This window comes from Polymorphobacter megasporae, assembly GCF_018982885.2.
In the GTDB taxonomy this organism is placed as follows: domain Bacteria; phylum Pseudomonadota; class Alphaproteobacteria; order Sphingomonadales; family Sphingomonadaceae; genus Polymorphobacter_B; species Polymorphobacter_B megasporae.
On the sequence record NZ_CP081848.1, the window covers coordinates 1,479,903 to 1,492,011 of the forward strand.

Annotated in this window: 14 protein-coding genes; 2 read left to right on the forward strand and 12 right to left on the reverse strand. The window is 68.3% G+C overall.

Annotation, left to right across the window (positions count from 1 at the left end; translation table 11 throughout):
• Positions 1-121: 121 nt before the first annotated feature.
• From KTC28_RS06980 to KTC28_RS06990, 3 genes are read right to left on the reverse strand one after another with little or no spacing between them, the layout of a single operon-like run.
• Complete coding sequence (locus tag KTC28_RS06980; RefSeq protein ID WP_216708837.1) at positions 122-619, reverse strand: demethoxyubiquinone hydroxylase family protein; 498 nt, start codon at positions 617-619, stop codon at positions 122-124.
• Positions 616-1,080, reverse strand: coding sequence for a disulfide bond formation protein B (locus tag KTC28_RS06985; protein ID WP_216708244.1), 465 nt, complete (start codon positions 1,078-1,080; stop codon positions 616-618). The genes KTC28_RS06980 and KTC28_RS06985 overlap by 4 nt, the downstream gene beginning before the upstream one ends.
• Positions 1,070-1,639 (reverse strand): YqaA family protein, encoded by a 570-nt coding sequence (locus tag KTC28_RS06990; RefSeq protein ID WP_216708245.1) that lies wholly within the window; start codon positions 1,637-1,639, stop codon positions 1,070-1,072. Before KTC28_RS06990 ends, KTC28_RS06985 begins: the two co-directional genes overlap by 11 nt.
• A gap of 106 nt (positions 1,640-1,745) precedes the next feature.
• On the opposite strand from KTC28_RS06990, the gene KTC28_RS06995 reads away from it, so the two are divergent.
• Positions 1,746-2,939: a DUF2252 family protein gene (locus KTC28_RS06995; protein ID WP_369426580.1), complete on the forward strand. Its 1,194-nt coding sequence runs from the start codon at positions 1,746-1,748 to the stop codon at positions 2,937-2,939.
• Here the strand turns inward: KTC28_RS06995 and KTC28_RS07000 are convergent.
• From KTC28_RS07000 to rplU, 9 genes are all read right to left on the reverse strand, one after another.
• On the reverse strand, positions 2,936-4,264 hold the full coding sequence (locus tag KTC28_RS07000; protein ID WP_216708247.1) for a S41 family peptidase: 1,329 nt from the start codon (positions 4,262-4,264) through the stop codon (positions 2,936-2,938). The genes KTC28_RS06995 and KTC28_RS07000 overlap by 4 nt on opposite strands.
• A 46-nt stretch (positions 4,265-4,310) precedes the next feature.
• Positions 4,311-4,736, reverse strand: coding sequence for a 23S rRNA (pseudouridine(1915)-N(3))-methyltransferase RlmH (locus tag KTC28_RS07005; RefSeq protein WP_216708248.1), 426 nt, complete (start codon positions 4,734-4,736; stop codon positions 4,311-4,313).
• Positions 4,737-5,192: a ribosome silencing factor gene (gene rsfS / locus KTC28_RS07010; RefSeq protein ID WP_216708838.1), complete on the reverse strand. Its 456-nt coding sequence runs from the start codon at positions 5,190-5,192 to the stop codon at positions 4,737-4,739.
• A gap of 100 nt (positions 5,193-5,292) precedes the next feature.
• Positions 5,293-5,889 carry a nicotinate-nucleotide adenylyltransferase gene (locus KTC28_RS07015; RefSeq protein ID WP_216708840.1) on the reverse strand — a complete coding sequence of 199 codons (597 nt, stop codon included), beginning with the start codon at positions 5,887-5,889 and terminating at the stop codon, positions 5,293-5,295.
• Positions 5,886-7,103 carry a glutamate-5-semialdehyde dehydrogenase gene (locus KTC28_RS07020; protein WP_216708839.1) on the reverse strand — a complete coding sequence of 406 codons (1,218 nt, stop codon included), beginning with the start codon at positions 7,101-7,103 and terminating at the stop codon, positions 5,886-5,888. Before KTC28_RS07020 ends, KTC28_RS07015 begins: the two co-directional genes overlap by 4 nt.
• A 26-nt stretch (positions 7,104-7,129) precedes the next feature.
• Positions 7,130-8,308, reverse strand: coding sequence for a glutamate 5-kinase (gene proB / locus KTC28_RS07025; RefSeq protein WP_216708841.1), 1,179 nt, complete (start codon positions 8,306-8,308; stop codon positions 7,130-7,132).
• A 182-nt stretch (positions 8,309-8,490) separates the two neighbouring features.
• Positions 8,491-9,531, reverse strand: a complete 1,041-nt coding sequence (gene obgE, locus KTC28_RS07030) for a GTPase ObgE (RefSeq protein WP_216708249.1) — start codon at positions 9,529-9,531, stop codon at positions 8,491-8,493.
• Between the two features lie 283 nt (positions 9,532-9,814).
• Positions 9,815-10,096, reverse strand: a complete 282-nt coding sequence (rpmA, locus tag KTC28_RS07035) for a 50S ribosomal protein L27 (protein ID WP_216708250.1) — start codon at positions 10,094-10,096, stop codon at positions 9,815-9,817.
• 6 nt (positions 10,097-10,102) lie between these two features.
• Positions 10,103-10,387: a 50S ribosomal protein L21 gene (rplU, locus tag KTC28_RS07040; RefSeq protein WP_216708251.1), complete on the reverse strand. Its 285-nt coding sequence runs from the start codon at positions 10,385-10,387 to the stop codon at positions 10,103-10,105.
• Positions 10,388-10,730: 343 nt separating this feature from the next.
• Here rplU and KTC28_RS07045 point away from each other — a divergent pair, with 343 nt between their 5' ends.
• Positions 10,731-12,101, forward strand: coding sequence for a cytochrome P450 (locus KTC28_RS07045; RefSeq protein ID WP_216708252.1), 1,371 nt, complete (start codon positions 10,731-10,733; stop codon positions 12,099-12,101).
• The last annotated feature ends 8 nt before the right edge of the window (positions 12,102-12,109 follow it).

Below are 12,109 nucleotides of genomic sequence, written 5' to 3' on the forward strand. Positions count from 1 at the left end.
CGGACGTGCGACGAAGACGTGCGACGAAGAGGGCGGAATCATCTCCGTGTCGCCAGAAAACGAGGCGCGAACTCCACCGCCTTTTGTGTGAACTTATTTTGAACTTCCCAGATAGGTTCGTTCAGACCCGCTTCGTCAGCGCGATCGCGACCCGGCAGCCGGCGCGGATTACCGCCGACATCACCGGGAAGCCGGTCCCGCCCATCGCGCTCGCGGTCTCCTTATGCTCGACCTCCTCGGCCTGGAAGTCGGCGATGTGTGCGGCGAGCTCGGGGTCGATGTCGCCGCCCTTGCCGTCGGAAAGCGCGTCGCGCTGCGACTGGTAGTGCCGGTCGATCTCGGTCTCGACCGCAACGGTGCACGCCATCGCGGCGTCGGGGCCGAGCAGCGCGGTCGCCGCACCCAACGCATAGCCGGCGATGTGCCAGATCGGGTGGAGCAGGGTGGGGCGGACCCGCCGCGCGACGATCATCCGGTCGAACACCGCGAGATGCCGCGCCTCCTGCGCCTTCATCCGCCCGATCTCGGGCGCGATGGGCGACCGGTTGCCCATCACCGCGAGCTGCCCCGCATAAATCCGCGCCGCGCCGTACTCGCCAGCGTGGTCGACCCGGATCATCTGCTCGACGGTCTCACCAGCCACAACGCAACGCCTCCAATCAGGGTCGAAAACAAGGCGTTATACCCCGCCATCGAGATACCGAACAGCGTCCACGCCGCCGCATCGCAACGGATCATCGGCGTCGCCAGCGCGGCAGTGATGAAGTCGGGGCCCGAAGCCAGACCCGCGGCGGTGCACGCCTGCGGCCCGGCCCACCAGTGATACTCGACCCCGGCGTGAAAATATCCGATCGCCGCCGTCGCCAGCACCGCCAACGCGGCGAGCGCGACGACCGCGCGGTTGCTCCGCATTGCCCAGGCGACCAGCCCGAGGGCAAGCGCCGCGACATGCGGCCAGCGCTGCCACAGGCACATCTCGCACGGGGCAAGGTGGCCGATGTACTGGAACGCGAGTGCCCCGCCGAGCAGCGCAGTGCTGCCGACAAGGACGAGCGCATTGGCGGCCTGATTAGAGCGCATAGCGGATCACCACGAAAGCGGTCAGCAACAGCAGGCAGACGATCGCGACCCAATGGAAGTGATGCTCGATGAAGTGCTGCGCGGCCGTGCCGAACTGGCGCAGGAGCAGCGCAACGACAAGGAAGCGCCCGCCGCGTCCGACGATCGAGGCAAGCAGGGCCCCTGCCAATCCGAGGTGGACGCTCCCTGCCGCCACTGCTGCTGGCATCGGCGCGAGCAGGAACGCGACCGGCCACAGCGCTGCATTGCCCGCGACCTGGACCTTGAACTGGTCGAACTCGGCCTTCTTGTGGAGGAAGATCAGCAGCGGATCGGCCACCGCGTTGAACAGCGACGCGCCGATGTAATACGCGATCACGGCACCTGCCGCCGACGCCACCGCGCCGATCACCGCATAACGCAGCGACCGCTTCGGCTGTGCGATCGACATCGGCAGCTGGAGCAATTCGGGCGGAATGGTGAACAGCGCCCCGTCGATGAACGCGACCAGCGCCAGCCAGCGCTCGGCATCTGGGCGGCCAGCGAGGACGATAAGCCGGTCGTAAAGTGAGCGGAGCAAGCAGGGACCCTTCCGGCAGCGACGATTTGCCGTCTAGCACGTCGGCGGCTCAAGTCGTCGACAAAGGTGTCGCCGAGCGTTCGGTAGTGATCAAAGGAGCATGTTTTTGATCGACGACCACAAAGACGACCGCGGCGCGACACTCGAGCGGAAGCGGACGCTCAAGATGGCGGAGTCTACCCACGCCTACGTCCGGGGCAACACCGTAAAATTCTACGAGTGGCTCGCCGAATCGTCCGCCGCCGCCGCGCTGCCCGCCGAACCGCCGGTATGGATCTGTGGCGACTGCCACCTCGGCAATCTCGGGCCGCTCGCAGATGCCGACGGCAAGGTCGACGTGCAAATCCGCGACCTCGACCAGACCGTCATCGGCAATCCGACCCACGACCTGATCCGGCTCGGGCTGTCGCTCGCCACCGCCGCGCGGGGTGCAGACCTGCCCGGGGTCACGACCGCGCGGATGATCGAGGAAATCGTCGACGGCTACGATTCCGCCCTCGCCGATCCCAGCCATCACGACCCGGCCCCCGAGCCCGACGCCGTCCGCGCGGTCAGGCGGCGTGCTCTCGGCCGGCGCTGGCGGCACCTTGCCGAGGAGCGGCTGAGCGACATCAAGCCGACGATCCCGCTCGGCAAGAAGTTCTGGGCGCTGACCGATGCCGAGCGTTCCGGCCTCGACGCGCTGTTTGCCGAGGACGGGGTCAAGCAGATGGTGACCACGCTTAGCGGACGGAACGATCACAATGACGTTGCGCTGGTCGACGCCGCGTACTGGATGAAGGGGTGCAGCTCGCTCGGGAAGCTGCGCTTTGCAGCACTGATCGCCATCGAACGCCACGGCAAACCGCCACAAATGGCGTTGGTCGACATCAAGGAGGCGGTCGCGGCAGCGGCCCCGGCAGCCGCCAGTTCGACTATTCCGGCCGACCACGCAATCCGCGTCGTCACCGGAGCGCGCGCGCTGTCCCCAAACCTCGGCGAACGAATGCTTGCGGCGAAGCTGCTCGGCAGTCCGGTCGTGTTGCGCGAGTTGATGCCGCAAGACCTCAAGCTCGAGATCGACCAGTTCTCGCGCGTCGAGGCGACGAGAGCGGCGCGTTACCTCGGCCAGGTCGTCGGCAAGGCGCATGCACGCCAGATGGATCGCGCAACGCGGCGGGAATGGCGGTCGTTGCTCGGCGACTACCGTGGCAGCGGCATCGAGGCACCATCGTGGCTCTGGCGCGCGGTGGTCGACCTCGTCGCCAGCCACGAGGCCGGCTACCTCGAACACTGCCGCCGCTATGCGATGGCAGCTTAGCCCTTCGCGGCGGTCTGCACCGCCGCGCCCGGCGCGAGCCGACCGATCAGCTTGACCGCATAGTCCATCTGATAGTCGGTGATGCCCTTTTTCTTGAGCGTCTCGGGGGTGTCGGCGAAGCGCGGATCAGCCTTGACGTCGGTCTCGATCAGCTTGTCGCCCGCCTTGACCTCGTTGATCAGGTGGCGCTTGAGGTCGGCCTCGCGCAACTTCGGGCGCGACGCGTCGGCGGCGAGCGGATCGCTGAGCTGCGGCACGACGATGTCGGGCTCGATGCCGGCTTCCTGCACCGAACGTCCCGACGGGGTATAGTAACGCGCCGTCGTCAGCCGCAGCGCGCTGGTTTCGTCGAGCGGGATCAGCGTCTGGACCGATCCCTTGCCGAAGCTGCGCTGGCCGAGGATGATCGCGCGGCGCTGGTCCTGCAGCGCCCCGGCGACGATCTCGGCGGCCGACGCCGAGCCTTCGTCGATCAGCACGACGACCGGTTTGCCGCCGGTCAGGTCGCCGCTATGCGCGTAGTAACGCTGGATATCGTTCTTTGTCCGCCCGCGCTGCGACACGATCTCGCCGTGGTCGAGAAAGGCGTCGCTGACCTCGATCGACTGGTCGAGCAGCCCGCCGGGGTTCGAGCGCAGGTCGATGATGAAGCCGCCGAGCTTGTCGCCAAGCTGCTTCTCGATCCCGGCGATCGCCGCCTTGGTCGCGGGTCCGGTCTGCTTGCTGAACGAGGCGATGCGGATGATCCCGGCGTCACCCTTGACCTCCCACTTGACCGGCTTGATCTGGATGATCTCGCGCTTGAGGGTGAATTCGAGCGGCTTCGGCGCGCCTTCGCGGATCACGGTGATCTTGATCGTCGTGCCCGCCGCGCCGCGCATCTTGTCGACCGCCTCGGTCAGCGTCACGCCGTACAGCAGCTCGCCGTCGATCCGAGTGATGTAGTCGCCCGACTTGATCCCGGCGCGAGCGGCGGGCGTGTCGTCGGTCGGGGCGACGACCTTGACCGCGCCCTCCTCGGTCGAGACGGTCAGGCCGAGCCCGCCATATTCGCCGTCGGTGACCTGCTTCATGTTGGCGAAGTCGCGTGCGTCGAGGTAGCTCGAATGCGGATCGAGGCTGGCGAGCATGCCGTTGATCGCACCCTCGATCAGCTTCTTGTCATCGACCTTGTCGACGTAATCGGCGCGGACACGTTCGAACACATCCATCAGCGCGTCGAGGCGCTTATTGGTATCGGTCTCGGGCGCCGCCTGGAGCATCGGCGCGGGGAGCAGGACGAGAAGGCTCGCGGTCAGCGCAAGTCGGACGCGGGTCGACAGCATAAGCAATTCCTTCGGCAATCCGCCAGATATAGCATTTCGGCCGCAGCTAGCCATCACGATGATACGGATGTCCCGCCAGCAGCGATGTCGCACGATAAAGCTGCTCGGCGAGCATTGCGCGAACGAGCAGGTGCGGCCATGTCGCGGGGCCGAAACTGAGCAACAAGCCGGCAGTCGCCCGCGCAGCTTCGCCATGCCCATCGGCCGGACCGATGATAAAGCGCGCCTCGCGCATCCCGTCGTCGCGCCACCCCGCCAGCCGGTCGGCAAAGGCGCGCGACGTCAGCGCGGTGCCGCGTTCGTCGAGCAGGACCGTCACCGCGGGGGTCGGCAGGTCGGGGACCTTGCCGCTGCCCGCGTCGCTCAACTCGGTCAGCGTCAGCGGCCACGTGATGCGCTTGAGATAACGATCGACGAGGTCGGCCTCCGGTCCGCGTCCGATCCGGCCATGCGCAACGACGTGAAGGCGCAATTAGTCGTCTTCGCCGTCGTCGAAGGCCTCTTCGGTGCCAAGTGAGGCGGCCTCGAACGGAGTCGCATCGGGAACCGGGTCGAGATCCTTGAATGCGGAGGCTTTCGGCGGGGCGCGGCGCTCGCTGGTCGATCCGCTCGGGCCATCGAACGCCCACATCTTCTCGAGATTGTAGAAGGTGCGGACCTCGGGGCGGAACAGATGGACGATGACGTCCTGCGCGTCGATCAGCACCCAGTCGGCGGCGGGCAGGCCTTCGATCCGAACGCTGCGACCGAGTTCAGCCTTGGCACGCTCGGCGATCTTCGCTGCCATCGACGCGACCTGCCGGGTCGACCGGCCGCTCGCGATGACCATATGATCGGCAATCGATGTCTTGCCGGCGAGCGGGATCGACACGACCTCGACCGCCTGGTCGTCCTCGAGCGTCGACATCACCAGCGCGTGGAGCGCCATCACCGCGGGGTCGTTTGCGCCGACGGCACGCGGTGCAGCAGCGGTCGTCAAAGCCGTCCGGGGAGCGGCGGCGGGAGTCAAAGCCAAGTCGTAGTCCTCATCATCGGGAAGCCCGGCCGCGATCGGCCCAGGTCGGGTCAGCACTCCGGATCGCTGTCGCCGACAGCGGGCTCATCCTGATGTCGAGAACGACGATCGCCGGAAGCCTCCATTCGCGCCAGCGTCGTGCGGATGCCGAAGCATGCCGCCAACGCCTGAACCACGCCATCGCCGGCGCCGTCAAAGCTGGGCCCATATAGCCCGGACGCGCAAAAACCGCAATCGGTACGAGACGCGCCAGCGCGCGCCACCGCGACCACTGGTCGAAGTCGACGAGGTTGTCCGCGCCCATCAGCCAGACAAAGCGGACCTTGGGGTAGCGGCGGAGCAATGCGGCGACGGTATCGACCGCATAGCGGGTGCCGAGCCCGACTTCGAGATCGCTGACGACGATGCGCCGGTGCCGCGCGACAAGGTTCGCCGAGGCGACCCGCGCCGCGAGCGGGGCCATGTCGGAGCTCGTCTTGAGCGGGTTCTGCGGACTGACCAGCCACCACACTTCGTCGAGGTCGAGCAGCCGCAGCGCCTCGACGCTGATGTGGCGATGCCCGGCATGCGCTGGATTGAACGACCCGCCGAGGAGCCCGACGGTCTTCAGCCGCGCACCTGTCCGGTGCCCCGCACGATGTTCTTGTACGTTGTAAGCCCTTCAAGTGCCACAGGGCCGCGGGCGTGGAGGCGGCCGGTGGCGATGCCGATTTCTGCGCCGAAGCCGAACTCGCCGCCGTCGGCGAACTGGGTCGAGGCGTTGTGGAGGACGATCGCGCTGTCGACCTCGGTGAGGAATCGCGCGGCGGCAGTGGGGTCGGCGGTGACGATCGCGTCGGTGTGGTGCGAGCCGTGACGGGCGATGTGGTCGACTGCTCCGGCAACTCCATCAACGAGGATTACCGCAGTGATTGCATCGAGATACTCGGTGTCCCAGTCGCTGTCAGAAGCGAGGATAAGGCGGGTGTCGAGGGGCATGAGGTCGGCGGAGGCGCGGACTTCGCAGTTGGCGTCGAGGAGGGCGGTGATCAAACTGGCGGCATCGGGGCACGCGCGGTCGATCAGCAGCGTTTCCATCGCGCCGCAGACGCCGGTCCGGCGCATCTTGGCGTCGAGGACGATCGCCTTGGCCATCGCCGGATCGGCGGCGGCATCGACGTAGACGTGGTTGTTTCCGTCCAAATGCGCGAGCACCGGGACCCGCGCTTCGGCCACGACGCGCGCGACTAACCCCTTGCCGCCGCGAGGAATTATGACGTCGATCAGACCATGGGCGGCGAGCATTGCGCCGACCAGAGCGCGGTCGGGGGAGGCGACGAGCTGGATCGCGGCGGCGGGGAGCCCGGCGGATTCGAGGCCTTCGACCAATGCGGCGTGGATTGCGGCGTTCGATGCCGCTGCTTCGCTGCCGCCGCGGAGAATGACGGCGTTTCCGGCCATCAGGCACAGGGCTCCGGCATCGGCGGTGACGTTCGGGCGGCTTTCGTAGATGATCCCGACCACGCCGAGCGGCACCCTAACCCGTTCGAATCGCAGGCCGTTGGGCTGTTCCCAGGCGGCGATCACCGCACCGACCGGGTCGGGCAGGGCGGCGACGGCGTCGAGTCCGGCGGCGATTGCCTCGATTCGGGCCTCGTCGAGGGTCAATCGGTCGATCAAAGCGGGTGAAAGATGAGGTGCCGCCGCCAGATCGCGCCGATTCGCTGCCAGAATCGCTCCGGCCCTCGCGCGCACAGACACCGCACAGGCGCGCACCCCGTCGGCTTTCGCCCGCGCCTCTTCGCGCGCTAGCAGCACCGCCGCCCCGCGCGCAGCGGCCCCCATTTCGGCGATGATCGCCGTCGCGTCGGTCACAGCAGCACCAGATGATCGCGGTGGATCAGCGCCGAGCGCGGGGCATAGCCGAGCAGCCCGGCCTGCGCGTCGTTGCGCTGGCCGGCGATGCGCGCGGCGTCGGCGGCGTCATAGGCGGAAAGCCCGCGCGCGACCGCACCGCCGGGGCCGACGACCTCGACGACGTCACCGCGTTCGAACCGGCCCTCGACGCGGATCGCCCCGGCGGCGAGCAGGCTGCGCCCGGCGGCGAGGGCGACGACCGCCCCGGCGTCGACGAAAATGCGCCCGGCGACAGTCAGCCGCCCTGCCAGCCACGCCTTGCGCGCGCGCGCAGCCGGTCCCGCGACGAACACCGTGCCGTGGCCGGTCGCGGCGAAACGCGCGAGCGGACGGTCGACGCGCCCATCGGCGATCGCAAGGTGGATGCCCGCCGCGAGCGCGATCTTCGCCGCCGCGATTTTCGCCGCCATCCCTCCGGTGCCGACGCCGGAGCCCGATTCGGCGCTCGCCATGACCTCGACCTCGGGGCCGATCGCGTCGACGGTCGGGATCAGCGCCGCCGCCGGATCGCGCCGCGGATCGCCCGAATACAGTCCGTCGATGTCGGACAGCAGGATCACCGCCGCGGCCCCGGCGGCCTGTCCGGCGCGCGCGGCGAGGCGGTCGTTGTCGCCGAAGCGGATTTCGGCGGTGGCGACGCTGTCGTTTTCGTTGATCACCGGGACGACACCGAGCGTCAGCAGCCGGTCGAGCGTCGCTGCGACGTTGAGGTAGCGCCGCCGGTCCTCGAGGTCGCCGAGCGTCAGCAGGATCTGCGCCGCCTGGATATCGTGCGCTGCGAGCAGTTCGGCATAGCACGATGCGAGCATGATCTGTCCCGTCGCGGCTGCCGCCTGCGCGTCCTCGAGGCTCGCCCGCCCGCGCTTGGGCAGGCCGAGCCGCTGCGCCCCAAGCGCGATCGCGCCCGAGGTGACGATCGCGACCTGTTGGCCTGCGGCGCGTCGTTCGGCGATATCGGCGAGGACGCCGGCGAGCCAGTCGCGACGGACGATGCCGTCGTCACCGACGAGGAGCGAGGAGCCGATCTTGACGATGAGTCGGGGGCATTGCGCGGGGGAGAAGCGCGCGACGCGCTGGCGGATTGCGTCGTCCCCCCCATTAAGCTCGTCATCCCCGCGCAGGCGGGGACCCATCACCCCGACCGGCTGGGCTGATGGGTCCCCGCCTGCGCGGGGATGACGGTTGAGATTAGGACCGCCCCCCTCAACTGAAGCCGCACCCCCGCCTTCGCGGGGATGACGGTTGGGGTTGGACCCGCCAGCGTCAACTGCATCCACGCTTTCGCTGGGTGCGCGGTTGGGATTGGAGTCGCTCCCTAGACCGGCGTCCACGCCTTGTCCTTCGCTGCCCCTGCCGCGGGGGCCTTCGCCTTGCCGACCGCCTCGACCAGCCGGTCGAGCACCGCATCCATGCCGTCGCGGGTTGCCCCCGACAGGACGAACACCGGCTTGCCGCTCGCCTTTTCCAGTGCTTTCTTCTTCTTCGCCAGCACCTTCGGCTCGACGAGGTCGCTCTTGTTCAGCGCGATGATCTCGTCCTTCGACTCGAGGCCCGCGCCATAGGCGTCGAGTTCGTCGCGGACGATCTCGTACGATTCGACCGGGTCGGGCTCGTTGGCGTCGACGAGGTGGAGGAGGATGCGGCAGCGCTCGATGTGGCCGAGGAAGCGGTCGCCGATGCCGACCCCGTCGGCGGCCCCGGCGATCAGCCCGGGGATGTCGGCGAGGACGAATTCCTGCCCCTTGTGGCCGACGACGCCGAGCTGCGGCTTCAACGTCGTGAACGGGTACGCGCCGACTTTGGCGTGGGCGTTGGTGATCGCGTTGAGCAGGGTCGACTTGCCCGCATTCGGCATGCCGAGCAGCCCGGCGTCGGCGATCAGCTTGAGTCGCAGCCAGACCCACGCCTCGGCATAGTCGCCGCCGGGTTCGAACTCGCGCGGCGCGCGGTTGGTCGACGTCTTGAAGAAGGCATTGCCCTTGCCGCCCTCCCCGCCGCGCAGCAGGACGATCCGCTGGCCGACCTTGGTGAAGTCGGCGAGCATCGTCTGGTCTTCGTCATCGTCGATGATTTGCGTGCCGACCGGGACCTTGATGACGAGGTCGTCGGACCCGGCGCCGGTGCGGTCGCGGCCCATGCCGTGCTGCCCCCGCCCGGCCTTGAAGTGCTGCGAATAGCGGAAGTCGATCAGCGTGTTGAGCCCGGCGACGCTTTCGAAGACGACATCGCCGCCGCGCCCGCCGTCACCGCCGTCGGGGCCGCCGTATTCGACGAACTTCTCGCGCCGGAACGAGACGGCACCGTCGCCGCCCGCACCCGAGCGGAGGTAGATCTTGGCTTGGTCGAGGAACTTCATGGCGGACTAATACACGATTCTGGCGCGAGGTGCTTGCTGCGGGAATGGGGCGGGGCGAGGGTCGATCAGATGCTCACGGGCAGCGCGTCGCACCTTGGAGCGGTGCGTTGCGATTACTTGCGACGGCAACCCTGGACGAACGCGACCTCTAAACGGCATCATCCCCGCGGAGGCGGGGACCGAAAGTCACGCCGCTGGTGACCTTGGGTCCCCGCCTACGCGGGGATGACAGAATTGAGGGCGGGGCCGATCGATTGACGACCGCGAACCGCGCTCCAGCAAACTATTCGGCGGCGATTGCCATCGGTTCCGGTCGTGCGTCGACGCTGACGTACTTGCGGCCGAGCTTGCCCGAGTGGAACACGACGACACCTTCGGCGGTGGCGAACAGCGTGTGGTCCTTGCCGAGGCCGACGTTGCGGCCCGGATAGACGCGCGTGCCGCGCTGGCGGATGATGATGCAGCCGCCCGTGACGTCCTGGCCGCCGAAGCGCTTGACGCCGAGACGGCGCCCTGCGGAGTCGCGACCGTTGCGGGACGAGCCGCCTGCTTTCTTATGTGCCATGGTGCCTTAACCTACCGAAACGATCTTCAGGACCGTCAGCTGCTGACGGTGCCCGTTCTTCCGGCGATAGTTATGCCGGCGCTTCTTCTTGAAGATGATGACCTTGTCGCCCTTGGTCTGCGCGACGATCTCGGCGGTGACGCCGCCCGCCGAAACGAGACCGCCGTCGCCGAGCATCAGCGTCTCGAGCGTGACAGTATCACCCGCCACGCCGTCGAGCTTCTCGACGATGATCTTGTCGTCGGTGGCGACCCGATATTGCTTGCCGCCCGTGCGCACTACCGCGAACATGTTCTTTAACCTTGGCCGAATCGATTTGCGCACGGGTCCGCCACGGGGGCGGTCGTACGGGAAGCGGGTTGCTAGAGGGTGAGGCCGCGGTTGTCAACGTTTGCGGGGGCCGGGGGTTGGCGCTGACTTCCTCCCTCTCCCCTTGAGGGAGAGGGACGGCGCGCCCTTGCGCGCAGGGTGAGGGTGAGTGCGGGGAGAGTGGCTTAAAATGCCATCCGCACCCTCACCCTGGTCGCGCGAAGGGCGCAACCGTCCCTCTCCCTCAAGGGGAGAGGGAAGACCGTCACCCGCTGCGACCCCGCCGCCGGGTGACGCTGCCCCCCGCCGTCCCTATCTTCGCCCCATGAACATCGCCTTCACGCCCCCCGCGCCGGTGCCCCTGGCCAAGCCGTTGTCGCGACTGCGCGGGGCGGCGCAGTTGCTCAGCGATCCGCTCGGCATGTGGACGCAGCGGCACTTCGACGAGTGGGTGTTGAGCGGCAAGTCGCTGCTCGGGCATATCACGATCGTCAGCGACCCGGCGTCGATCCGTACCTTCATGCTCGATCACGCGGCGAATTACGTCAAGGACGACCTCCAGCTGCGGGTGCTCAAGCCGAGCCTCGGCGAGGGACTGTTCACTGTCGAGGGGCCGGCGTGGAAGGTTCAGCGGCGCGCGCTCGCCGGGCTGTTCACCCCGCGCACCGTCGCCGGGTTCGCCGGGCCGATGGCGGCGGCGGCGGTGGCGCTGACCGATCGCTGGGCAAGACGCGGCGGGCGCAGGCTGCTCCAGGTCGACCGCGAGATGACGCAGGTGACCTTGGATGGGCTCGACGCGTCGATCTTCTCGGGCGGGCTCGGCGGTGACCGGGCGCAGGTCCACGACGCGCAGTCGTTCGTCACCGCTGCCGGGGCGATCGATCCGCTCGACCTGTTCGGTGCGCCGGCGTGGATTCCGCGCGTCAGCCGCCTGCGCGCGGCCCCGGTCCGGCGCTACTTCGACGGGCTGATCGACCGCCTCGTCAGCGACCGCCGTGCGCTCATCGCCGCCGATCCCGCCGCCGCGCCGCGCGACCTGCTGACCTTGTTGTTTGAGGCGCGCGACCCCGAGACCGGCGAGGGGCTGACCCCGGCGGTGGTCCGTGACAACGTGCTGACCTTCCTTGGTGCGGGGACCGAGACGACGTCGAGCGCGCTGAGCTGGGCGCTATATCTGCTGTCGCAGGATCACGCCGCGCGCGAGCGGATCGAGGCCGAAGTCGACGACGTCCTCGGCGGGCGGACGGTCGCGGCCGACGATGTCGCCAAGCTGGTGTGGACCCGCGCGGTGATCGACGAGACGCTGCGGCTGTACCCGACGGCACCCTTGATCCAGCGGATGGCGGTTGCCGAGGACACGCTCCACGGCGTGACGATCCCGCCGGGGTCGACCGTGGTCTATGCGCCTTGGGTGCTCCACCGGCATCGCAAATTGTGGGACCGGCCGGGCGAGTTCGACCCGACGCGTTTCCTGCCCGGAGCGCCGCCGATCGACCGCTTCGCGTATCTGCCGTTCGGGGCGGGACCGCGCGTCTGCATCGGCGCGAGCTTCGCGTTGCAGGAGGCGGTGGTGACGCTGGCGACGATCGTCCAGCGCTGCCGCCTCGACCTGCTGCCGGGGGCGGTCGTCATGCCCGAACACCGGATCACGCTGCGCCCCAAGCGCGGATTGCCGATGCTGGTGACCGCGCGCTAGACTGCGCG